This is a genomic window from bacterium (genome assembly GCA_035308905.1).
Classification (GTDB): domain Bacteria; phylum Sysuimicrobiota; class Sysuimicrobiia; order Sysuimicrobiales; family Segetimicrobiaceae; genus DASSJF01.
On record DATGFS010000024.1, the window covers coordinates 32,518 to 55,217 of the forward strand.

24 protein-coding genes are annotated in these 22,700 nt (G+C 69.3%); 14 read left to right on the top strand and 10 right to left on the bottom strand.

Features of this window, described 5'->3' with window-relative positions; all coding sequences use genetic code 11:
• The first annotated feature begins 73 nt into the window (after positions 1 to 73).
• Positions 74 to 958 (top strand): dihydrodipicolinate synthase family protein, encoded by an 885-nt coding sequence (locus tag VKT83_06935; GenBank protein ID HLY22189.1) that lies wholly within the window; start codon positions 74 to 76, stop codon positions 956 to 958.
• Between the two features lie 2 nt (positions 959 to 960).
• Here the strand turns inward: VKT83_06935 and VKT83_06940 are convergent, their stop codons facing one another.
• The gene (locus tag VKT83_06940) at positions 961 to 1,161 is read right to left on the bottom strand and encodes a 4-oxalocrotonate tautomerase family protein (GenBank protein HLY22190.1); all 201 of its coding nucleotides are present in this window, start codon (positions 1,159 to 1,161) and stop codon (positions 961 to 963) included.
• Between the two features lie 190 nt (positions 1,162 to 1,351).
• On the opposite strand from VKT83_06940, the gene VKT83_06945 reads away from it, so the two are divergent.
• From VKT83_06945 to VKT83_06955, 3 genes are read left to right on the top strand one after another with little or no spacing between them, the layout of a single operon-like run.
• Entirely contained in the window at positions 1,352 to 2,641 is a 1,290-nt protein-coding gene (locus tag VKT83_06945; protein ID HLY22191.1) for an amidohydrolase family protein, read from the top strand.
• A 1-nt stretch (position 2,642) separates the two neighbouring features.
• Positions 2,643 to 2,960 (top strand): hypothetical protein, encoded by a 318-nt coding sequence (locus tag VKT83_06950; GenBank protein ID HLY22192.1) that lies wholly within the window; start codon positions 2,643 to 2,645, stop codon positions 2,958 to 2,960.
• A 25-nt stretch (positions 2,961 to 2,985) separates the two neighbouring features.
• Entirely contained in the window at positions 2,986 to 3,411 is a 426-nt protein-coding gene (locus VKT83_06955) for a Rieske (2Fe-2S) protein (GenBank protein HLY22193.1), read from the top strand.
• A 41-nt stretch (positions 3,412 to 3,452) separates the two neighbouring features.
• Here VKT83_06955 and VKT83_06960 read toward each other — a convergent pair whose 3' ends face one another.
• Positions 3,453 to 4,064 carry a hypothetical protein gene (locus VKT83_06960; protein HLY22194.1) on the bottom strand — a complete coding sequence of 204 codons (612 nt, stop codon included), beginning with the start codon at positions 4,062 to 4,064 and terminating at the stop codon, positions 3,453 to 3,455.
• 269 nt (positions 4,065 to 4,333) lie between these two features.
• Between VKT83_06960 and VKT83_06965 the strand changes: the two genes are divergently transcribed.
• Complete coding sequence (locus VKT83_06965) at positions 4,334 to 4,876, top strand: SRPBCC domain-containing protein (protein HLY22195.1); 543 nt, start codon at positions 4,334 to 4,336, stop codon at positions 4,874 to 4,876.
• A 208-nt stretch (positions 4,877 to 5,084) separates the two neighbouring features.
• Positions 5,085 to 5,372 carry a hypothetical protein gene (locus VKT83_06970; protein HLY22196.1) on the top strand — a complete coding sequence of 96 codons (288 nt, stop codon included), beginning with the start codon at positions 5,085 to 5,087 and terminating at the stop codon, positions 5,370 to 5,372.
• 59 nt (positions 5,373 to 5,431) lie between these two features.
• Here VKT83_06970 and VKT83_06975 read toward each other — a convergent pair whose 3' ends face one another.
• Genes VKT83_06975 through VKT83_06990 form a run of 4 tightly spaced genes read right to left on the bottom strand, consistent with a single transcriptional unit; the run spans position 5,432 to position 10,721 of the window.
• Positions 5,432 to 6,334, bottom strand: a complete 903-nt coding sequence (locus tag VKT83_06975; protein ID HLY22197.1) for an ABC transporter permease — start codon at positions 6,332 to 6,334, stop codon at positions 5,432 to 5,434.
• Positions 6,335 to 6,339: 5 nt separating this feature from the next.
• Positions 6,340 to 7,359, bottom strand: coding sequence for an ABC transporter permease (locus VKT83_06980; GenBank protein HLY22198.1), 1,020 nt, complete (start codon positions 7,357 to 7,359; stop codon positions 6,340 to 6,342).
• Positions 7,360 to 7,365: 6 nt separating this feature from the next.
• Complete coding sequence (locus VKT83_06985) at positions 7,366 to 9,063, bottom strand: ABC transporter substrate-binding protein (GenBank protein HLY22199.1); 1,698 nt, start codon at positions 9,061 to 9,063, stop codon at positions 7,366 to 7,368.
• Positions 9,060 to 10,721, bottom strand: a complete 1,662-nt coding sequence (locus tag VKT83_06990) for an ABC transporter substrate-binding protein (protein ID HLY22200.1) — start codon at positions 10,719 to 10,721, stop codon at positions 9,060 to 9,062. Before VKT83_06990 ends, VKT83_06985 begins: the two co-directional genes overlap by 4 nt.
• 145 nt (positions 10,722 to 10,866) lie before the next feature.
• Between VKT83_06990 and VKT83_06995 the strand changes: the two genes are divergently transcribed.
• Complete coding sequence (locus VKT83_06995) at positions 10,867 to 12,609, top strand: M14 family zinc carboxypeptidase (GenBank protein ID HLY22201.1); 1,743 nt, start codon at positions 10,867 to 10,869, stop codon at positions 12,607 to 12,609.
• Positions 12,610 to 12,630: 21 nt separating this feature from the next.
• Here the strand turns inward: VKT83_06995 and VKT83_07000 are convergent, their stop codons facing one another.
• Positions 12,631 to 12,783: a hypothetical protein gene (locus tag VKT83_07000; GenBank protein HLY22202.1), complete on the bottom strand. Its 153-nt coding sequence runs from the start codon at positions 12,781 to 12,783 to the stop codon at positions 12,631 to 12,633.
• 120 nt (positions 12,784 to 12,903) lie between these two features.
• On the opposite strand from VKT83_07000, the gene VKT83_07005 reads away from it, so the two are divergent.
• From VKT83_07005 to VKT83_07035, 7 genes are all read left to right on the top strand, one after another.
• The gene (locus VKT83_07005; protein HLY22203.1) at positions 12,904 to 14,424 is read left to right on the top strand and encodes a lyase family protein; all 1,521 of its coding nucleotides are present in this window, start codon (positions 12,904 to 12,906) and stop codon (positions 14,422 to 14,424) included.
• Positions 14,425 to 14,501: 77 nt separating this feature from the next.
• Positions 14,502 to 15,776 carry an extracellular solute-binding protein gene (locus VKT83_07010; GenBank protein ID HLY22204.1) on the top strand — a complete coding sequence of 425 codons (1,275 nt, stop codon included), beginning with the start codon at positions 14,502 to 14,504 and terminating at the stop codon, positions 15,774 to 15,776.
• 46 nt (positions 15,777 to 15,822) lie between these two features.
• Positions 15,823 to 16,755: a sugar ABC transporter permease gene (locus VKT83_07015; protein ID HLY22205.1), complete on the top strand. Its 933-nt coding sequence runs from the start codon at positions 15,823 to 15,825 to the stop codon at positions 16,753 to 16,755.
• Entirely contained in the window at positions 16,755 to 17,573 is an 819-nt protein-coding gene (locus VKT83_07020) for a carbohydrate ABC transporter permease (GenBank protein ID HLY22206.1), read from the top strand. The genes VKT83_07015 and VKT83_07020 overlap by 1 nt, the downstream gene beginning before the upstream one ends.
• Positions 17,574 to 17,620: 47 nt before the next feature.
• The gene (locus VKT83_07025) at positions 17,621 to 18,556 is read left to right on the top strand and encodes an amidohydrolase family protein (GenBank protein ID HLY22207.1); all 936 of its coding nucleotides are present in this window, start codon (positions 17,621 to 17,623) and stop codon (positions 18,554 to 18,556) included.
• A gap of 88 nt (positions 18,557 to 18,644) precedes the next feature.
• Positions 18,645 to 19,118, top strand: a complete 474-nt coding sequence (locus VKT83_07030; GenBank protein HLY22208.1) for a dual specificity protein phosphatase family protein — start codon at positions 18,645 to 18,647, stop codon at positions 19,116 to 19,118.
• Positions 19,115 to 20,776: an MFS transporter gene (locus VKT83_07035; protein ID HLY22209.1), complete on the top strand. Its 1,662-nt coding sequence runs from the start codon at positions 19,115 to 19,117 to the stop codon at positions 20,774 to 20,776. Before VKT83_07030 ends, VKT83_07035 begins: the two co-directional genes overlap by 4 nt.
• Before the next feature lie 65 nt (positions 20,777 to 20,841).
• Here the strand turns inward: VKT83_07035 and VKT83_07040 are convergent, their stop codons facing one another.
• The 3 genes from VKT83_07040 to VKT83_07050 all read right to left on the bottom strand — a co-directional run bounded on the left by VKT83_07040 (position 20,842) and on the right by VKT83_07050 (position 22,598).
• Positions 20,842 to 21,144 (bottom strand): hypothetical protein, encoded by a 303-nt coding sequence (locus VKT83_07040; GenBank protein HLY22210.1) that lies wholly within the window; start codon positions 21,142 to 21,144, stop codon positions 20,842 to 20,844.
• 165 nt (positions 21,145 to 21,309) lie between these two features.
• A complete protein-coding gene (locus tag VKT83_07045) occupies positions 21,310 to 21,969 on the bottom strand; it encodes a hypothetical protein (protein ID HLY22211.1) in 660 nt (219 codons plus the stop codon).
• 125 nt (positions 21,970 to 22,094) lie between these two features.
• The gene (locus VKT83_07050) at positions 22,095 to 22,598 is read right to left on the bottom strand and encodes a hypothetical protein (GenBank protein HLY22212.1); all 504 of its coding nucleotides are present in this window, start codon (positions 22,596 to 22,598) and stop codon (positions 22,095 to 22,097) included.
• Positions 22,599 to 22,700 lie beyond the last annotated feature (102 nt).

Consider the following 22,700-nt stretch of genomic DNA (forward strand, 5'->3'; position numbering starts at 1 on the left):
GTCTCCGCAGGACCTCCGGCCGCTTCGGAGCCTCCTGCAGGGCCGCGGCCACGCCCGAGACGAACGTCCCCGCATGCCGGCGGAGCCCTGGCACGGCATTTTCCCGTACCTCGTGTCGCCGGTCGATGCGGAGGGGCGGGTGCGCACGGACGTCCTGACCGGGCTGGTCGACCATCTCGTCGGATGCGGCGTGCACGGGCTCAGCCCCCTCGGCAGCACCGGCGAATTTCCGTACCTGACGGCCGGGCAGCGCGTGGAAATCGTACGCACGGTGGTTGAAGGGGCCCGCGGCCGCGTGCCCGTTGTCCCGGGCGTCGCGGCCTACAGCACACACGATGCGATCGAGCAGATCCGCCTCATGCGGGAAGCGGGCGCCGACGGGGTGATCCTGATTCTGCAAACGTACTTTCCGCTGGCCCGCGAGGGCGTGATGTCGTTCTTCGAGACCGTGGCGGACACAGCCGGGTGCCCGATTTGCGTCTACACGAATCCGCGGCTGCTCGGATTCGACCTCACCCCCGACCAGATCATCGCGCTCTCGCGCCTCCCGAACATCCGCTACGTCAAGGACGCGTCCGGCGAGACCGGCCGGCTGCTCACGATCCTGAACCGGACCGCGGGACGGATCGCCGTCTTCAGCGCCTCCGCGCACGTGCCGCTGCTGGTGTTCCGCCTCGGCGGCGTCGGCTGGATGGCCGGCCCGGCGTGCCTTGTGCCGGCGGCGTGCGTGCGTCTTTATGACCTCGCCCAAAGCGGACAATGGGAAGACGCCGAGCGCCTGCAGCGGCGCCTGTGGCCTGTCAACGAGGTCTTCCAGCGGCACGGGCTCGCCGCGTGCGTTAAAGCGGGGCTGCGCCTCTTGGGATTCGACGCCGGCGACCCGATCCCACCGCAGCGCCCGCTCGCAGACACGGCGATCGACGAAATCCGCGAGGCCCTCGCGGGCGTGGGCGGCTGAGGCTACCGCTTGGCCGCGTTTGCGGAAAACTCGGGCGCCCCACCGGTCACCCAATCGTCCTTCGCCACGTCTTCGAAGACCACCTGACACGCTTCCCGTGTCGTTCCGCCGATCGTGATCAGCGCCTCGGTGATGGCTTCGGCGATCCGGCGCTTCTTCTCGGTCGAACGTCCTTCGAACAACGTCACTCGAACAAACGGCATGAACGGCCTCCTCCACGGCAGTGGTCGGGCGACCCGGACTGCGGGGCGTCTGCTACCACAGATACAACGCGCCGCCCGGGCAGGCCTGTCCCGCCCGGCTTTCGTGCGGGCCGTCGACGAAGGGTGCCCGGGGCCCGCGGCGAACGCTCGTCTCACCGAAAACGTCACCTAGAGGCGGAGGCCACCTCCGATGCTCCGGCGGCCCGAAGAGAAGGTCAAAGAACTCAGCGAGATCACGATCAAGTCCGACACGCGCGACATCCTGTCGCACGCGACGATCCAGGCCGAGGCGCTCGAAGATTATTTCCTCGTCGACATGGACGCGCACGTCACGGAAACGCAGTTCTGGCCCGAAATCATTAACCTGATCGACAACGACGTGATCAAGCAGATGGGCCAGGCGATGATGATGCGGCCGGGGCCCTCGACGGCGCTACTCAACCAAATGCCCGGCCTGATGTTTCAGAACGTCTACGGGCGCATCCCCCACCAATTGACCCTGGCCGAACCCGTGGATGGCGCCGGGTGCCACCACCTCACGGAGCTGATGCGCCGCGCGATGGACGCGATGGGCCTCGACTACCAGGTCGTTTTTCCAACCCCGATGCTGGTACTGGGAATGCATCCCCAAGATGACATCGAGGTCGCGGTCGGCCGCGCCTACGACCGGTGGCTCGTCGAGCGCATCCTGCCGGAGGACGAGCGGATCAAGGGCCTGCTGTACCTGCCCTTCAATACGCCGAAGGCCTGTCTCGACATCGTCCGGGACTTCGGCAGCGCGCCCGGTGTCATCGGCTTCACCGTCTGCGCGACCCGGAACAAACCCGTCCACCACGACTCTTATATGAAGCTCTACGCGATGATCGAGGAGACCGGCAAGCCGCTGACCTTCCATTCCGGCTACCATTGGGGCGACCCGTCCTTCGCGCAGCTCAACCGGTTCATCTCGATGCACAGCATCTCGTTCGTGCACTACAGCCTGATCCACGTCGCGAACTGGGTGATCAACGGGCTGCCGGAGCGCTTCCCGGGGCTCAAGATCGTGTGGGTGGAAAGCGGCCTCGCCTGGATCCCGTTCATCATGCAGCGGCTCGACCACGAGTTCATGATGCGGGTCTGTGAGGCACCGGCGCTCAAGCGTCCGCCGAGCGAGTATATTCGGGAGATGTACTTCACCAGCCAGCCGCTCGAGAAGACCAACATGAAGCTGCTCCAGGCGACGTTCGAGGCGATCAACGCGGAGACGCAGCTCCTCTACGCGTCCGACTGGCCGCACTGGGACTTCGATCCGCCAACCGCGATCACGACGATCCCGTTCCTCAGCGAGCAGGCGAAGCGCAACATCCTCGGCCTCAACGCGGCCCGGGTGTTCAACCTCGAGGTCAAGCGGACCCGGCCGAAGGCGCGCGACGTGCTCGCCGGACGGCAGGAGGCCGCGGAGCGGCCGGAAGTCCTGCGGCAGACAGGGGACCGCGTCTGATATGGCGGGCGACGCGCACGCGGAGTTCGCCGCGGCGGCGGGCGCGTTTGCGGCCGCGGCGGAGCGCGCACTCGCGGGCGGCGCGGCGTCGCAGCTGGCCGCCGGCGACATCGAGCGGGCCATGAACGCCGCGGTGAAAGTCTACGCCGCGAAGACGGAGGCTCTGGCCGGGGAAACGCCCGCGCCGCCGGTATCGGCGGACCGGGTGACCCCGACGGAGGTGGTCGTGGTCGTGAGCGAGATGCTCCGCGCGGTCGACGTCAGCCTGTTCGACCTGGCGATGTGGTACCGCCGGCCGGCCGGCGGCCCGCAACCATGAAATTAGAGGCGCCCGAGGCAGCCCGATGAGGGAAGTCTTGATCGGGCGGGTCTCGGAGTTTCCCGATTCGGGCCGGCAGATCGTCGCCGTCGATGACGCCGAGATCGGCGTGTTCTGTGTCAACGGCCGGTTCACGGCCTTCGAGAACGTGTGCCCGCATCTAGGAGGACCCGTCTGCCAGGGGAAGATCATCCCGCGCGTCCAGGAAATGGTCGGGGAGGATAAGACCAGCCTGGGCCTGTCCTTCTCGAAGGATCAGACGAACGTCGCCTGCCCGTGGCACGGCTACGAGTTCGACGTCGAGACCGGCCGCCACCAAGGCAACTCCCACTTGCGGCTGCGCGCGGTTAAGATCGAAGTCGTCGGCGGCGACCTCGTCGTGACGGTGCCGGAGCGCACGCGCGAACGGATCGCGCGCGCCCGCCCGGCCGGCGGGCGGACCTCGGACTAGTTTGCGGCAGGGCTACCCGGCGGCCGGCGCTCCCGATCTGCTCAGTACGTGGGACAGTGGAGCGCGGTGGCCGTGTTCGCGGTGAACCCGCCGAACGATATGAAGGCCGGCGCGAGGTAGCAGAACTGCCCCGGCTGATAGACGGTCAGCGCCTGCACGTAGGCACCGCCCGGCGGCACCGTCAACAGTAGCCCGCGTTTGTCGTAGAGCCAGTACTGCAGACCGCTCACAAGCGCGTTCAGGATCGGCGGGCCGTAGGTCTGCTGGACTGAACGGACCGGAAGGCTGAACGGGAGTATGCCCTGATTAATGCAGTGCTGCGGTATCGGGACCGGCCACGACCGCAGGATGTTGAGGCCGGCGACCACGTTGTCCCGTCCGAGAACGTCGAGACCGTTAAACCGCATGTGGGTCCACTGGTGGCCCCGCAGGCGGCGGTTCTCAACGAGGGTCGCCCGGCCGTACCACTGCGAAATTTGACCGAGCGGGATTCCCAGCTGCACCGGCCCAAGGCTGACGCCCGGGACGAAGGACCCTGCGGGATCGCACCAACTCTGGCTGTTCGGGTTGTCGTCCGCAAGCGCCGCCGGTCCGCTCGGCCAGAGAACGGCGGTTAACGTCACTGCTACGATGGCCACGACGAGTGATCGCATGCGAGAGCCCCCCTCAGCGCCATGGACGCCTGCAATCTATGCTACCCGATTCATTCCCCAAACGGGCCCGCCGCCTACTTAACGCGGGCGCTCAGCCCCCGGTTCCCCGGCCGCCGGCGCCGTCTCTATTAACGACGGCCGGGCCGGGGCGGGTTCCCTGCGCCGCGCCGGGTTTGATGGCGGCCGGCCGAACCCGCGGACCCCGGCGCACGTTCTTGAATTATGATTGTGAAGAAGGCGGCCCGCGGCCGGCCGGCTGGGAGAAGGCGATGTTCGCAACCGGTCTGATCTCGTTCCTCGTGCTGACGCTCGCCCAGATTCCGACGCTGTCCGGAATCCCGGATCTCAGCACCCATAAGGAAATCAAAGTAGCGGTCGAGATCAAGGCGTCCGCCGACACTGTCTGGCACACCCTAACCAACTTTCCCGCGTACGACATCTGGAATCCCTACATCTACCCGGCTTCCGGCGAGCCGATCGCCGGACGGCAGCTCGATTTGACGCTCCGGGGCCGTACCGTCATTCATTTCCAGCCCACCGTGCTCGTCGCCAAACCCGGCGAGGAGCTCATCTGGGGCGGGAAGGTCCCCCTCGGGGCGGTCCAGCGCGAGGTAACGTTCGAGATCGTGACGCTGGAGCCCCATCGAGTCCGGTTCACCGCGATGGAGCGGTTTCGCGGTGTCCTCCTGCCCCTCGCCGGGGGTGTCACCCGCGATGCCGCCGCCGGATGGCAGGCCATGGCGAAGGCCTTGAGAAACCGCGCCGAACTGCTGGACTTCTCTCCGCCCTCGAACCCCGTCCCGCACCGCTAGCGCGTCACACGACCGCGCCACCCCCGGGCGGGCACCCGAACGAGTACGCCCAAAAACATGTTGGGGTGAGCCGGAACGGCGGAATAATGTGAACACCATTTAGACAACAACGACAACCGCATACGGGACGACGGGCGAGATGCTCTCCGACATCGCGCCCCGGTCAAGGCCAGGCGGCATCGACAGACGCGACCGGGCGGAACTGGACGTGAGGCTGATGATGGCGCTGCTGAGTGTGATCGTGCTGGTGGCGGTACTCGTCGGACCGGCAGGTGCGCAGTCGGTCTACCAAAACGACGACCCGACCTATCCGGTCTTCGAAGTGAACACACAGACCGAGGCGCATACGGCGACGACGTGGGCGGAGCACGCGGCGCAGTCCATCGCAAAGATTGCGGCGTCGCCGACCGGCAAGGCGGTCCAGGTCGCCGTGGGGCTGTACAACGTGCTGGTGAACAAGTCGATGCCGGTCACGTCCGCGAACATCGGGTTCTAACGCGGCCCGCCCGGCGGTCTGTCCCCGCGGCGCCCGGCCTGCGGCCGGGGGCGGGGACGTTACAGCCGGCGCAGCCGAGGATCGAGCGCGTCCCGCAGGCTGTCACCCACCACGTTCAACGCCAGCACTAGTGTGAGGATCGCCAGCCCCGGAAAGGTCGAGATCCACCACTGCACGAGATAGTCGCGGCCGGACGCGATCATGGACCCCCACTCCGGAATTTGCGGGGGCGGCCCGAGGCCGAGGAAGCTGAGCGACGCGAACGTGAGAATGGCATGCCCGACGTCGAGCGTGCCGAGTATCACGATCGGCGAGACGATGTTGACCAGGATGTGACGGCTGAAGACGCGGAATGTGGACGCGCCGACCGCCCGGGCCGCTTCGACATATTCGCGCCCCCGCGCGGCCAGCACGAGCCCCCGGGCGAACCGCGCGTAGGACGGCCACCACGCCACCATGATGGCGATGACCGCGTTTCGGATCCCCGCCCCCAGGGCGGCGGAGATGATCATCGCGAGGATCACCGTGGGGAACGCCAGCATGAGGTCGGTGACGCGCATGATCACCTCGTCGACCGCGCCGCCCGCGCCGCCCGCGACGCTCCCCACCAGCGTTCCGAGCAGCACCGCCAGCGCCACCGCGGCCATGCCGACCGGGATGGAAATCCGCGCGCCGTAGAGCACGCGGCTGAGGATGTCGCGGCCGAGCGGATCGGTGCCGAGCCAGTGCGCCGGTCCGGGCGGGGCGAGGCGCTGCGCGATATCCTGCGCGAGGGGCAGCGCCGGGGCGATGAGCGGCGCGGCTGCGGCCGCGACGAGCCACGCCGCCACGACCACCAGCGCCCCGACGGCGAGCGGCGAGCGGACGAACGGCCGGGGCAGCAGCCGCGCGGCCCGCCGGGCCCATGGACGGGCGACCGCCGCGGAGGCCGCACCGCCCCGCGTAGAGGGGGTGACCGCCACCGCCGTCAGCCCATCCGGATCCGCGGGTCGGCGACCGCGTAGGCGACGTCGACCAGCAGATTCGCGAAGACGTACACGGAGGCCACGACGATCCCCACCCCCATGATCGCCGGGAAGTCGAGCGACGTGGCGCTGCGGAACGCGTACGATCCGAGGCCCGGCCAGGCGAAGACGGTCTCGGTGATGACGGCGCCCGAGAGCAGCCCGCCGAAGCTCAGGCCAACGATCGTGATCACCGGAAGCAGCGCGTTGCGCGCGGCGTGGCGCAGCGTGACCCGCAGGGCCGGAAGTCCCTTGGCGCGCGCGGTCCGCACGTAGTCCTCGCCGAGCACGTCGAGCATGCTGCCGCGCATCATGCGGGTGATGACCCCGATGCTGTAGGCGGAAAGCACGAGCGCGGGCAGCACGAGATGCGAGAGCGCATCCCGGGCGACGTCCGCCTCGCCGGCGAGCAGGGCGTCGATCACGACGAAGTTGGTCACGGCCGGCGGGCGCGAAAGACGCGGGCTCAGCTGGCCCGCGGACGGCGCCCACCCGAGCCACGCGTAGAAGATCAGCAGCGCCACCAGCCCCAGCCAGAACACCGGCATCGAGACCCCGATCAGCGACCCGCTCCGGCTGATCTGATCGACCGCGGTGTCGCGGCGGACGCCGGCGACGATGCCGAGCGGAATGCCGACCGCGAGGCTGATCAGCATCGCGGCGAACGCGAGCTCCACGGTCGCAGGGAGATCCTGCCCGAGATCGGTCGCGACGGCCTGATGCGTCGAGATCGACGTCCCCATGTCCCCGTGCAGCAGGCGCCACACGTAGATCAGGTACTGCTGCGGCGGAGACCGGTCGAGCCCCCACTGGTGGCGAAACGCGGCGACGACCTCGGGATTGGCGGCCGCCTGTTCGCCGAGGTTGGCCGCGACCGGGTCCGCCGGCACCGCGTGCGAGAGCACGAACGTCAGCAGCGTGATCCCGACAAGCATCACCGGCAGCAGCAACACACGCCGGCCGATGTAGACCGCGAGGTTCACGGCGCCCTAGGTGCGCTTGACCGTGAAGAAGTCGGTCCCCCAGACGCTGTTGAACGTGACGCCGCGCAGGTCCGCACGGTAGCCCCAGGGCAACGCCGGCGTGAACAGCGGGATGTACGGGCCGATCTCCAGCAGACGCCGCTGGGCCTTCTGTAAGAGCGCAACCCGGGCGCGCGCATCGGCCTCCTGCTCCGCCTGGTCGCCCCAGTGCGCCAGTTCGCCCGCCGCCGCGCTCGCCGTCGCCGGCCAGCGCAGCCGCTTGCCGACGAGGCGCCCCGGAAGGTACACGAGGAAGTCGGTCGCGTCCGGATAGTCGGCGACGTAGCCGCCGAAGAGCGCCGGGGCCTTGGCCGCCCGGTACTCCCCGAGCGCGACCGCGCCGGGCAGTCCGTTGAGCTCCACCGTGATGCCCACGGCGGCGAGGTCGGCCTGGAGCTTCTGCGCCATGATCGGGTACTGGATGCCGAACGACGTCTGGTCGCTCGCGTAGTTCATGCGGCCCCGCGGGGAGGCGATGCCGGACTCCCGGATCAGGGCCTTCGCCCGGTCGCGGTCGGTCTTGACGGCCTCCCGAGGGTCGAGCGCGCCCGCCAGGTTATTGGGAATCACGCCGGCCATCCGTACCGCGCCCGGCCCCGCGATCTTCAAGATGCCGTCGTAGTCGAGCGCGTAGCGGATCGCCTGGATGATCTTGGGATTGGCCAGCGAGCCGCTCAATTCGGGATCCGTGTTGACCATCATCACGAACGAGGCGGCGATCAGACTGTTCTTGATCGTCACGCTCGGCACGCGCGAGAGCGTCTGCGCGTTCGAGAGCCCGAGCCCGGTCGCGACGTCGAGATCGCCGCGCTCGAGCCCGAGCGCCTGCGTCGAAGCTTCGGGGATGTTCTTGATCACGACCCGCGCGATCGACGGCGCGCCGCGCCAATGCCGGGGATTGCGCGCGAGCACGACTTCCTGATTCGGCGTGTGGCTCTCGAGGATGAAGGCCCCGCCGCCGAGCGAATGCGAATTGAGGTACCCCTCCGCATGGTCCCGGCTCGCGGCGTCGGGGCCGGCGTCCGCGCCCTGCGCGGCCGCCGTCTTGCTGTCGACGATCCCAAGGGCGCCGTTCGACAGGATCGGGATGATCGACGGCTGGGGGTCCCGCAGCCGCAGCACGACCGTGTAGGGATCGGGCGCTGTCACCGCGGCAACGTTGTCGAGGAAGAACGCCGGGTTGGATTTCAAGTTCATCACCCGTTCGAACGACCACTTGACGTCCGCCGACGTCAGCGGATTGCCCGACGCGAAGCGGATGTCGCGCCGAAGCGTGAAGGTGTACAGGCGGCCTCCTCCGGTGACGTTCCAGGACGCCGCCACGTGCGGCCGGGGGTTCGAGAGGTCCTCGCCGTTCAGGGTCACGAGCGCGTCGTACGTCGCGTGGCAGATCATCTCGCCGAGCGGCTCGAGCGTGTGCCCCGGATCGAGGCTCCGGATGACGTAGCTCGGCGCCATCACGACGGTGTCCCGGGACGACGCGGCGGCCCCGAGCGCCGTGGTCCCGCGCCGGAGCGCGCCCATCGCGGCCGCCGCCGCGCCGGCGGCCGCCGCCGCGACCAGATTCCGGCGGGTCAGCGTGCCGCGCGCCGGCGCGACGTCCACCGCGGCCGGCCGCTGTGATTTCACCGTGCCCTGCGTCATCATGGCCCTCCCGTTGGTCATGCCGTCTTCCGGATTGCCGCGAGGTCGAGCGCCCACACGCTGTTGTAGGAGACCCCCGCCACATTGCTCCGGTGGGCGAATGGGATCGCCGGCTGGAAGAGCGGCACATAGGGCCCGGCCTGGACCAGCATGTGCTCGAACTGCTGCAGCATCGCGATGCGCTTGCGGGCGTCGGGTTCCGCCTCCGCCGCATCGGCAAGCGCGGCGAGCCGCTGCGCCGCCGGGCTCGCCGAGGGCAGCCAGCCCGCGCGCTTCCCCACGACCCGCCCCGGCGCGTAGACGAGAAAATCGCTGGCGTCCGGATAGTCCGCCGCCCACCCCCAGCATCCGAACTGGTCCTTGCCGGCGCGGTAGAGGGTCAGGGACGTCACGTTCGGGAGGCCGTCGAGCGCCAGGTTGATGCCGACGCGGGCGAGGTCGGACTGGATCTTCTGGGCGATCAGCGACGTGGGAATGCCGAACTGGATCGCGTCGCTGGAATACTGAAACTTGCCCGTGACCGCGGCCAGGCCCGATTCCTTGAGCAGCGCGCGGGCGCGCGCGAGATCCGTCTTGGCCGCCTCCCGGGGATCCAGCGATCCGGGCATGAGCGTGGGAATGACCCCGGCGAGCCGCGCCGCGCCGGGCCCGGCGATCTTCATGATGCCGTCATAGTCGAGCGCGTAGCGGACGGCCTGCTGGACCTTCGGGTTCGAGAACGGTCCGCCCACGTCGGGGTTGTTGTTCATCAAGATGTAGAACGTCGTCGCGGCGGGCGTCGCCCGCACAACGACGCTCGGCACGCGGCGGAGCGGCTCTTCCTGGTCCGGTCCGATCGTCGAGGCCACGTCGATGTCGCCGCGCACGACCTGGAGAGCCTGGGTGACCGGATCCGGCACGTGCCGGATCACGATCCGCTCGAGACGCGGCGGGGGACCCCAATACCGCGGGTTGCGCGCGAGGATCAGTTCCTGCGACGGCGTGTAGCTCTGCAGCGTGAACGGCCCGCTGCCGGCGGAATGCTGGAAGAGGTAGGGCTCGGCGTGATCGCTCGTGTTCGCGCCGGCGCCGGCGTCGCCCCCGTTCTGGATCAGGAGGCGGCTGTCGAGGACCGACAGGCCGGGATGCGACAGAATCGGAACGAGGTCCGGCTTGGCCGCCTTGGTGCGGATCACCACGGTGGACGGGTTCGGCGCGTCGATGCCGTCCACGCCGTCGAAGAGAAACAGCGTATTCGCCTTGAGGTTCAGAATGCGGTCGAAGCTCCACTTCACGTCGGCCGACGTCAATTCGTTGCCGCTCGCGAAATGCACGCCGGACCGCAGCGTGAACGTGAACGTCCGGCCGTCGGCGCTCGTCCGCCACGCCGTGGCGAGCACCGGACGCGGCGTGCGCAGATCCTCGCCGTAGAACGTCACGAGCGTGTCGCAGCACGCCTTCTCGACGCTCATGCCGTTGACTTCGATCGTCCGGCCCGGGTCGAGCGTTCGGAACAGCGCGGCGCCGCCGACGATGAGCGTGCCTCGCTCGCCCGCGGCCGAGGCCGCCTCGGCCGGTCCGGGGGCGCCGAGCGCGCGGCTGCTTCCGGCGAGCAGCACCCCCGCGCCGAATCCGCGAAGCACCGACCGGCGGCTCACCCGGCGCCCGGCCGGCCTTCCACACGAGTCCGTACGCGTCATAGAGGCCTCCCGCAAGAGTATCGTGGGCCTCTGCTTCGACGCGCGGGCCGTGGAGCCCCTACGAGCGAAGGTGCGCCATTGGGAGCGGCCTACTTGGCGGTGCCCACGAGGGCCCCGGGGCGGCGCCCGCCGAAACTCTCTGCCCATGACGGTCCTGCTGGACGAGCGACTGCCGCGAACCCTCGAGGGTCTGCTGTCGCGCCTCGAGCGCGAGGCCGCATCCGGCGACCGGGTCGAGGCGTGGCTCTTCGAAAGTGCCGCGCGGCGGCGGGCGGCGGAACGCCGCCTAGCCGAACGGGGCGTCCCCGCGGTGCTGCGCAGCGCGTACAAGCCGCTGGTGCACTTCTTTCTCGAGGAGGCGGACGCCGGTACGCTGCGGCGCGCAGCCATCCGCTACCCGGTGCGCGACGGCGCGTCCGAGAAGCGCTTTCGCCTCGAAGCGTATCCCCTCGCCGCGCTGCTCCCAGGCGTGGACGTCCGGCTTCTTCCCTCGCCCGGCGCGTGCCACTACCAGGTCGATCTCGAGCGGCGCGGCGGCGGCACCGAGATGCACCGCGTATTCGCGCCGAACCGGATGCGGGAGGACCATCTCGGCGAGCGGGTCCTCGCCCCCGCGGGGTGGCTTCGGATCACGGGAGCGGGCGAGGATCGGCCGCGCGTCGATGAACCGATGGCCACCGAGTACGAGACGATCTTTCACCGTGTCCTGAGCGCGGTGCGCGGCCGCGACTGGGGGACGCGCGAACCGTATTTCGAGCAGCTCGTGATCGACGCCGAGATCCCGGACGTCGACGAGCCGCTCCCATACGGCGACGAGTGCCTCAGCACATGCGAGGCGCTCCACGAAGACCTCTACTTCTCTATCTTGGAATACTTCAAACATCGGGCGGGCCGCCCGATCGACGACCGGACGACCCGGCCCGGCCAGATCGTCCCCGACATCCATCAGGGGGCGGAAGCGCCGCGGGTGCGCGTGACCCTCGAGACGCCGGCGGTCGAGCCGAACCGCTCAGGACCGCCCGCGCGGCTCGAGTCCGCCGCCGGCCCGCTCGCGCTCTCGGAGATCTGGGACGCGACCGCGGCGCTCGGGGGACAGCCAATCTCGGCGCAGTCGCGGCAGGGCCGCCCGGTTCGCGGCGTATACCGGCCGGGCCGCCGTCCCGCGGTCGTCGTGACGGCCGGACAACATGCCAATGAAACGACCGGCGTCGTCGGCGCCCTGCGCGCGGCCCGGCGCCTCGCGGAAGATCCCGGCGCCTCGTTCGCGGTGATTCCGCTCGAAAATCCCGACGGCTACGCGCTGCACCGCCGCCTCTGCCGGACCAACCCGCGCCACATGCACCACGCGGCGCGCTACACCGCGCTCGGCGACGACCTGCAGTCCCGGACGCGCGAACCGTGGCACGAAAAGGCGGCCCGGCTCGACGCGCAGCGTCTGAGCGGTGCGCGCCTGCATATCAACCTCCACGGCTACCCGGCGCACGAGTGGACGCGCCCGCTCACCGGCTATCTTCCGCGGGGATTTCAGACCTGGTCGGTCCCCAAGGGCTTCTATCTCATCCTGCGCCACCACCCGTCGTGGGCGCCGCGCGTCCGGGGATTTCTCGACGCGCTCACGGCGCGGCTCGCGGCCGTTCCGGGTCTCGTCGAGTTCAACCGGTCGCAGCTCGCCGCGTCGGCGCCGCATACCGGGGAGCGGCCCGATCCCGTGCTGCACGAGATCCCCTGCCAGATCACGGAAGACGAGACGGCGCCGTTTCCGCTCGGACTGATCACGGAGTTCCCGGACGAGACGATCTACGGCGATCTGTTCGTGCTGGCGCATACGGTTCAGATGGAGACGGTGCTCGCCGCGGAGACGCTCAACGCCGAGATGACCGACCCATAACACGGCGTGGGGCCACCGCCGTCAGCCGCCCCGCGTGAAAAATTGCACCGCGCGCTCGTGTTTCTCAGCGGCCGCGCGCGTCTTGAAGGTCCCGAGATTGCGCCGCCTGCCGGTCTTGGGATTGGGCTTTCTCGAGTAGAGGCGGTACCCGCCCGATTTGAGCTTCCGGATCATGACGCGTCTCCGATCGGTGAAGTCGCGGTGCCGGCATTCACCTGCAAGATTTCCCGCGTCCGCGGGCCGCGAAACAACCCCAAAGGTGGCGCTTGCTGAGATGCCGAAGGGTGGCGCGCCATGCACGCCGGCGGCGCTGCGCGCGATCCCGTGTACGTCGGGCAGGTGCTCGAGCCGCGCTATGCGTTCGCGTGCCGGGAGGAATTTCCGCATCTGCGCGACGTCCTCGTCGCGCACGTGCTGATGCTCCGCCGCCGGCACCTGCTCGACCCGGGCGCCGCGGGGGAGACCCTGCGCGCGCTCGTCTCGCTGACGGCCGCCGACCTGCCGCCGTACGACCCGCGCTGGGAGGACCTGTACTTCGTGATCCACGACCGCGTGGACACGGCGACGCGCGGCCGCGGGGAGTTTCGTTTGGCCCTGAGCCGGAACGACGCCGGGGCCGCGGTCGCGCGCCTGATGCTCCGGGAGCAGACGCTCGACGTCATCGCCGCCGCCGACGGCGTGCGCGGGGCGGTGATCGATCAGGCCGAGCGCCACCGCGCCACGCTGATCATGGCGCACACACACCATCAGCACGCGCAGCCGACGACCGCCGGCCACTATCTGCTGGCCGCGGCCGCCACGCTTGCCCGGTGCGCGGACCGCTACCGCTGCGCGCTCGACCGGCTGAACCGGTCGCCGCTGGGCGCGGTCGCCCTCACGACGACCGGCTTCGCGATCGACCGGCACTACGTCGCCGCGCTGTTGGGCTTCGACGGCATCGTCGAGAACAGTTACGACGCCGTCGCGGCCGGCGACTACGTGTGCGAGCTCGCGGGCTGCCACGCGGTGCTGGCCACGAGCCTCAGCCGCGTCGTACACGACCTGCTGTTCTGGGCCGGCTCGGAGATCGACGGGCTGCGCCTCGCGCCGTCCTTCATTCAGATCAGCAGTCTGATGCCCCAGAAGCGCAACCCGGTGGCCCTCGAACACATCCGCAGCGCGCTCAGCCGCCTGCTCGGGGAGTGTCTCGGCGTCTGGGCCTCGTCGCACAACACGCCGTTCGGCGACATCAACGACCCGGTGGAGGACCTCCTCCCGCCGCTGACCGCGTCCCACCGCGAGCTGCGCGGAACGCTCGACCTGCTCCGGGCCGTCGTCGCGCAGGCGGAGATCCGGCCGGAGGCATGGGCCGCCGCGCTGCGCGGGACGTTTGCGACGAGCACCGAACTCGCCGATACGCTCGTCCGCGAGGGGGGCCTGCGCTTCGCGGATGCGCACGCGGCGGCCGCGCATCTCGTGGCCGCACGGCGGGCGCGGGGAGAGGATTTCGGCGGCGTCCGGCCGGAGGAGGTCGAAGCGGCCACCGAAGCGGCGGCGGGCCGCCGCGTGACACTGTCCAAGGAGGCGCTCGCCGCGGCCCTGGATCCGGCGGCGTTTGTCGCGCGGCGCGACGTCGAGGGCGGCCCCGGGCCGCGCGCCGCGGACGTTATGCTGCAGTCGGCCCGCTCAGCGCTGTCGGACAGCCGCGGCCGGACCGACGCGGCGCGCGCAAAGATCGCGGACGCCCGGGCGCGGCGCGAACAGGCCGTGGCCGATGCGCTGGCGGCGCCGTCGCGCTCGGGCGACGACGGCCGGCCCGGCGGCCGGGCACCATGACCGTTGAGCCGGCCGGCGTCACGGGGGACGGAAGGTCGACACCACGACAGAGGGAGGCTCGGACGATGGGCAGGACGATGCTGAGAACACTGATCGCGCTTGCGCTGGCGACGGCGCTCGGCGGCGCCGCGGCGGCGCAGGCCCAGCCGGCGACCACGATCACGTACTGGCAGTACTACTTCGAGAGCAAGGTCAAGCTCATGGATGCGCTGATTCCGCAGTTCGAGCGGCAGAACCCCGGCATCCACGTGGTTCAGGAGACCTTCCCGTACGACTCGTACAACCAAAAGGTGGCCAGCGCGGTCCCCGCGGGCCAGGGCCCCGACGTCGTCAACCTCTTCTATGGGTGGCTCCCGCAGTACGTCGGGAGCGGATACCTGATCCCGCTGCCGGCCAACGCCTTCCCCGACGCCCAGATCGAGCGCGACTTCGTGCCGATGGTCAAGGCCGCGAAGTTCGACGGCAAGTACTGGGCGCTGCCGACCGCGGTCCGCACGCTCGCGCTGTTCTACAACCGCGACATGTTCCGGCGCGTCGGAATCCGGGCGCCCGCGACGTGGGACGAGTTTACCGCCGACGCTCAGCGGCTGACCGAGCGGGATGCCCGGGGCCGCATCACCACCGAAGGGTTCGGCATTTCTCCGGACGGCCAGGACCATCAGCTGATCCGCGAGGTCCTGTTCCGGCAGTGGGGCACCGCCCCCTACAGCAGCGACGGCCGCAAGGTCACGTACAACAACGCGCGCGGCGCGGCGGCCCTGCAGTGGTACACCGATCTCGTGACCAAGGACAAAGTCGGCGTGATCGGCTTCTTTCCCGGCGGCAACGGCTACCGCGACGCGTTCGTCGCGGGCAAGGCCGGCATGATCGTCGACGGCTCGTTCGCGATCGGCTCGATCCGCTCGGCCGCGAAGTTCGACTGGGGCGTGGCGATGCTCCCGCGCCGGACCGCCGGCGGGACGCCGGGCAACTTCGGGTCGTTCTGGGTGCACGGGCTGACCCGGAAGGCCGCCGGCGCGCGGCAGGCGGCCGCGGTCGCGTTCCTCAAGTTCATCACGTCGCCGGACGTGCAGCGCACCTGGCTGCAGCAGGTCGGGGAGATCCCCGCCGCCAAAGCGCTGGCCTCGGACCCGAAACTCGCACAGGATCCGGTGTACGGCCCGTTCATCTCGAGCCTGCCCTTTGCGCACGCGACCTTCTTTGTCGACGAAACCGCGCAGCGGACCGTGGTGCTCGACGCGATCAACGAAGTGGTGCTCAATCACACGGACCCCAAGGCCGCGCTGGACCAGGCCGCGGCCAAGGAGCAGAAAGTGCTCGACGACTTCTGGGCGAAGCAGAAGCACCCGTAGGGCCGGTCACGGCTTCGGCGCGCGCGGTGACGCGCGCGGCTCGTCGGTGGCGCTGAGCGTCGCGCGGCCGCGCACCCCTCCGCGGCAGACGCGCCTCGGGCTCGGCGCGCGCCGCGCGCTGTGGGCGTACGCGTTTCTCGCGGTGCCGATGGCGTTCTTTCTCGCCATCCGCATCGCCCCGGCGCTGTCCGCGCTGGCGATCAGCCTGCACCGGTGGAACATCCTCAGCGCCGAGCAGCCGTTCGTCGGCCTGGCGAACTTCCGCGAGATCGCCGCCGACCCGCTGTTCTGGAAGGCGGTCCGCAACACCATCCGGTACGCCGTCGTGGGCATCCCGGCGCAGATCGCGCTGGGGCTCGGCGTCGCCCTGCTGCTGCGGCGCATCGTCCGGCTGCGCGGCTTCTTCCGCGCGCTCTACTTCGTTCCGTTTGTCACGCCCGTCGTCGCCGCGGCGTGGGTCTGGCAGTGGATGTACTCGCCGCAGTTCGGGCCGCTCGGCCGCATCTTCGACGTGGTGGGGCTCGAGATTCCGCCGCTGCTGCGAACGCCCTCGCTCGCGCTCTACGCCGTCACCGCCATGGTGGTGTGGGAGTATCTGGGTTTTCAGATCGTGATCTTCCTCGCCGGCCTCAACGCGATCCCGGGCGCGTACTACGAAGCGGCGGCCGTCGACGGCGCGGGGGGCTGGCGCCTGTTCCGCCACATCACCGTCCCGCTGCTCAACCCGACGCTCGTCTTCTCGACCGTGTACGGTACGATCATCTACCTGCAGTTGTTCACGCAGGTGCTCAACATGACGTTCGGCGATCCGGGCGGGCCGCTCGGCAGCACGGAGACCGTCGTCCTCTACGTGTACACGCAGGGCTTTCAGCGGTTCCACATGGGCCAGGCCGCGGCCGCGACCGTGATCCTGTTCGGCGTGATCATGGTCATTTCGCTGGCGCAGCTCACCGTGCTGTCCCGCCCGGTGGAGTACTGATGGCGGGCCGCGCGTGGGCCACGGCCGGGGCGTACCTGGCGCTCGCGGCCGGCAGCGTGCTGGTCGTCTTTCCGTTCGCGTGGATGCTGGCCACGGCGCTGAAGGGGCCGCGCGAGATCTTCGAGCTGCACTTCTGGCCGCACAGCCCGACGCTCGACAACATCCGGGAGGTCCTGCTGCGCACGCAGTTTCCGCGGTGGTTCGCGAACAGCCTCGGCGTGGCGCTCGCCACGACCGCGAGCGTGGCGTTCTTCGACTCCCTCGTCGGTTACACGCTGGCCAAGCTGCGGTTCCCCGGGCGGACGGTCGCGTTCGTCGTCATCTTGAGCACGCTGATGATCCCGACCGAGATGCTGGTGATTCCCTGGTACACGATGAGCGCGCGGCTCGGCTGGATCAACACCTACTGGGGGATCATGTTCCCCGGCCTGTTCAGCGCCTTCGGCGTCTTCCTGATGCGCCAGTTCATGACCGGCGTGCCCGACGAACTGCTCGACGCCGCGCGCATCGACGGGCTGTCGGAGTTCGGCCTGTTCACGCGCATCGCGCTGCCGTTGGTGCGGCCGGCGCTCGCGGCGCTCTGCATCTTCACGTTCCTCGGCAACTGGAACGCCTTTCTGTGGCCGCTCATCGTGATCCAGACCCCCGCGATGCGCACGCTCCCGGTCGGGATCGCGCTGTTCAGCGGGGAGGCCGGCTCCTCTTGGCACCTCATCATGGCCGCCTCCGCGCTGGCCGTCCTGCCGGTGCTCGCGGTGTTCGCCGTCCTGCAGCGCCAGATCATCGAAGGGGTCGTGCTGACGGGCCTGCGCGGCTAGGGACCCGGGCACTAGGGGCGGGCCGCGCACGGCTCGAACCAACCGCCATGACCGGCCGCATCCCTGTGCTCGACTGCCACGCGCACTTTCCGGTGCGCGACGGACGCGACGCGACGCGCGAGGCCTACGTCGCCCGCCACGGCGAGGCGAAGTGGGAGACTGTTTCCGGCTGGCTCCGCGACGACCAGCGCGGCTGGCGCCGGGCGTGGGGCTTTCCCGATCCCGAACCGCCGGGGACGGACGACGAGATGGCGCGGCGGTGGGCCGCGGAAGTGGACCGGCACCGCCTCGTGCGCGTCGTCTTCGTGACCGGCGGCGGCAACGAGCGGCTGGCGAAAATCGTCGCGGCGCATCCGGACCGGTTCGCCGGCTTCGCGCACCACGATCCGTTCCGGCCCGACGCCCCGGCGGAGCTGGAGCGCGCGGTGCGAACGCTCGGCCTCCGCGGCTACAAGCTGATCGCGCCGCTGTTGTCCGGAAGGCTCGACGACGAGCGCCTCTATCCGGTGTGGGAGACCGCGGAGCGTCTCGGGATCCCGGTCCTCATCCACTTCGGGCCGCTCCGCTACCAGGGGATCGTCGCCCACCCGAACATGAGCCCGCTTGTCCTACAGGACGTGGCCCGCGGTTTCCCGGGCATTCCGTTCATCGTGCCGCATTTCGGCTGCGGCTACCCGCGGGAGCTGCTGCACATCGCGTGGGTCTGCGGCAACGTGCACGTCGACACGTCCGGCTCGAACGAGTGGATGCGCTGGATGCCCTACCCGCTCACGCTCGAGGGACTGTTTCGGATGTTCCGCGAGACCGTGGGGCCCTCGCGCATCCTCTTCGGCACCGACTCCTCATGGTTTCCGCGCGGATTTGCGTCGCGCTACCTCGACGACCAATACCGCGCCGCCTGGACCGCGGGCTTCACGGACGAGGAGATGCGCGCCGTTTTTGCCGGCAACGCGGCGCGCCTCTTGCGGATCACCCCGCCGTAGGCCCGCGCGGGACGCACAGGCCGGTTTCCTTCGTACAATCTATGCAGGCGATGCAGGCCGGGGCCCCGACCGCCGGTGGGGGTGGTGCGTGGAGATCTTCGAAATCTTGGATGGCCGCCTCTATCAGAGCGGCGCGCCGCAGGAAGCCGCGGAGTGGGGCTCGATTCACGCCCGCGGCATCGACGTGGTCGTCGACCTCTTCGGCACGCTGGACCCGGGCGTGCCGACGGCGCCCAATTCCATCCTGTACATCTTCTGGCCGATCGAGGACGTCGACGCGCTGCCGGCGCTCGGGATCTTGAACACCCTTGTCGACGCGGTGGTGCGGCTCATTCAGCTGGGCCACAAGGTGCTGGTCCACTGCCACATGGGCAAGAGCCGGTCGGGCCTGCTGAACGCGCTCGTGGCGATGAAAGTCCTCGGCATCAGCGGGGCCGACGCGGTCGACCTCGTGCGCAGGCGGCGTCCGGACGCCCTCGGCAACGCCGTGTTCACCGCGTACCTCCGGGCGCTGCCGGCGCCGCCGGGCCCGCCGCCGTCGAGCGCGGCGCGTACGCCATGAACGTCAAGACCGTCAAGCGCGGCACGCTGTGGGCGGCGATTCTCGGCTCGTGCATCGTGTTCTTGGACTCCACCGTGGTGACGGTAGCGCTCCCGCGCATTGGGCGCGAGCTGCCGGCGCATTTCCTGGGGGTCTTGGAAGGGCAGTCCTACGTCTACAGCGGGTATCTGCTGGCGGAGAGCGCGTTTCTGATTCTCGCGGGCGGCCTAACCGACGTCTACGGCCGGCGGCGGATGTTCCTGGTGGGGCTCGTCGCGTTCGGGATGACGTCGCTTCTCAGCGGGCTCGCGCCGACCATGGAATGGCTGGTCGTGTTCCGGGTGCTGCAAGGGGTGGCCGGCGCCATTCTCGTTCCCGGCTCACTCGCGCTCATCACCGCCACCTTCTCCGGCGAGGAGCAGGGCCGCGCGTTCGGCGTATGGTCCGGCGCCTCCGCGGGGCTCGCGATCCTCGGTCCGTTCATCGGCGGCCTCCTGGTGGACAGCGTGTCGTGGCGGGCGGTGTTCCTGTTGAATGTCCCGCTCGTGCTGACGGGGCTTTGGGTCACCGCGCGGTACGTACGCGAAACCCAACATCTCGAGGCGTCGAAGGGCTTCGACGTGTCGGGTACCGTCTTGACGGCGCTGGCGGTCGGCGGGCTCGTTATCGGCACCATATCGGGAGAACAGCGAGACTGGCACAGTCCGGCGGCGTTCGCGGCGCTCGGCGTCGGCGCCGCCGCCGCGGCGCTGCTCCCGTTCTGGATGCTGCGCGCCCGGAATCCCCTGGTTCCGCCCGCGCTATTCCACTCGCGCAACTTCACGGTGACGAACCTCTCCACCCTCGTCATCTACGCGGCGCTGTCCGCGACGTTCTACTACCTGACGCTCTTCCTGCAGGGAACGCTCGGGTACTCCGCTTCGGCGGCCGGCATCGCGACGATCCCGGGAGCGATCTTCATGGCGCTGTTCTCGCCGAGGTTTGGGGCGCTCGCGGCGCGCTACGGTTCGCGCTGGTTCATGGCGGCCGGCCCGGCCCTCATGAGTATCGGGGTCCTCTGGTTCGCGCGCCTCCCCGCGGGCAGCGCCGCTTGGGCGCTGCGGCTGTCCGACGCGGGGACGTTCGCGCCGCCCGCAAGCTACTTTACCGACATCCTGCCCGGATTGCTCATGTTCGGCATCGGCGCGATGCTGATGGTCGCCCCCCTCACGGCGACGCTCATGGCCTCGGCGCCGGTCGAGCACGCGGGCGTCGCGTCCGCCATCAATACGGTGATCTCAGATGTCGGGCCCCAGCTCGCGGTCGCCGGCCTGTTCGTCGCGGTGACCGCCTATTTCTATGGCGCGCTGGCGGCGCACGGGCCGGACCCGGGCATCGCGGCGGCGGTTGCGCGCCACGACGTCACGGCGTTCAACCCGCCCGCGGGGCCGGTGCCCGAGAGCGTTCGAGACGCCGCGCGCGCCGCGTCGACCGGTGCGTTTCATCTGGTGATGCTGGTCAGCGCCGCGCTGCTTCTCTGCGGCGCGGCGATCAACGCCGTGGGAATCCGGACGCCCGTCTCGCCGGTGGCGGCGCGAGTGGCCTCGCCGGACCCCTCGTGGCGCCGCTACTGCCACCTGGCCGTCAAGCAGACAGCATCGCCGCCCGCCCGGGGCGCGGCGACGTCACATCCCACCTGAACTTGGGAGGGCCCCCGCCTCGCCGGAGACGGGGGCCGGAGGCGCAGACCGGGCTCGGCCGGCGATTACATGTGGCCGTGCTCGACGGCAAGGATCAGGTTCTTGTTCGCGTCGATGAGCATCTGGATGGTATTCGCCATGTCGTGCAGCATCTTCATCATCGCTTTCTCATTGGCGGTCATCGGCATCTTGCTCATCGAGTCCATCTCCATCATCATCTGCGAAAGGGTCTTGGCGGCCTGATCGTTGGCCACTTTGGCCTTGTCGCTTTCCGGCGACGCAAAGGCGCTGTGGATCTGTCCGAGCGGGCCCGCCATCAGCAGGCCCACGAGCATGATCACGGCCACCTTCTTCCAGTGCTTTCGCATGTATCACCCCCTGGCGCAATTTGTTGCACCTCCAGGGTATCGGCGGCCAATAAAGCGTCGATAAGGTTCGTGTAAGGTTTGTGCAATGACGGGATGAACGCGTTGAGGCCCGGAGCGCCGGGCGCTCCGGGCCTCACCATCACATCGCAGCGGCGCTTTTCGACGCTACCGCTCGTGCACCACCGAGCAGCCCCGGTCCACACTCCACTCGCCGTTGGTGCAGCGGTAGTAGCGGTGACCCTGGTACGTGTAGGCCCGATTAATTGGATACTGGGCCGGCAGCCAGGCCGGCGCGTTGCCGGCCGGATAGTAGCTGTACCCGTAGGGCGAATAAACCGGCTGAGGCTGCGCCGGGTAGTAATTGTAGCCGTACGGTGAATAGACCGGCTGGGGCTGTGTGTTCTGGTGCCCCACCACGTAGCCGATGAGACCGCCGAGCAGCAGCGCGCCGATGCCGATCGCGACCGGCGAGGAGAGGATCGAGCCGGACGTCGACGGCGCAGCGGCCTGCGACGTCACGCTAATCTGACTCAGGTCGAAGGCGTTCCCCGTCGGGACGAGGACCGCCGTCGCGGACGCGCCGGTGTATGACTGCAGCGAGCAGAACGAGGTCGACGCCCCGTTGACGGAGGCAACGGTTTGGTCGGTGGCCTGGAAGGTATCGCTGCCACCCGCCGTGGAGAGCGTCACCTGCCCGTTCTGGCAGTCAACGGATTGAATGGTCCCCTGCACCTGGACCGGCTGGACAGTCTGGGCATTTCCGGTGCCGGCGAGGGCGAGGCAGGCGAGCAACACCGAAACCGCTATCGCAGTGACGTGCCGCATGGTCCGTTCCCCCTTATGCACCCAACCCATTTCGAATGCCGTGCGAATCGATTACCTTCAAAATACCGCTGGATTACGAACGTCTTGTGAAGGCACGATGTGAATGTCGTGGGAAACGAAGGGGTCTAGCGGCCGTCCAGGACTCGCCCGCGCCCGAATACGCCGCCGAGCACGTCGACGATCTCCCGCTCGACGACGGGCGCCGTCACCTGCCTGAGGAAATACTCCGCCCGCTTCCCGGACCTGTCCACGCCCGCCGGAAGTTTCGAGGCGCTCCCCGGACTCGCCACGCTCTGCCGGACCGTGATCCGCGTGTCGAGCCAGTCGCACACGAAGGCGACGTACGGCGTGCTCGTGGACGTGAACAGGGACCGTTCGATGCCCGCGGGATACACCTGCATCGTGACCTGGGTGTTCCGCGGTCGCCGGTCGACGTCAGTGTAGGCCTGTGTCGTGGCAATCTGGTAGTCGTGGCCGCGGCGGCGCAGCGCGGCCCCGACGTCTTCCATCGTCGGACGAATCGTCTCCTCGATCAGCCGCTCGAACTCCCCGATAAACGCGTCGTGCCGCCGGCGGACTGCTTCGTGCCGCTTACCCTCTTCCGCGAGCCGCTTCTCGTACCGCGTCATCAAGGTCTCCAGCCGCGCTCGGGTCTCTTCGCGCACCCTTCACCCCCTCGGCGCCGGGGCTGTTCCCTCTGCCTTTTGCCCTATTCCCGGACGTGCGGACGC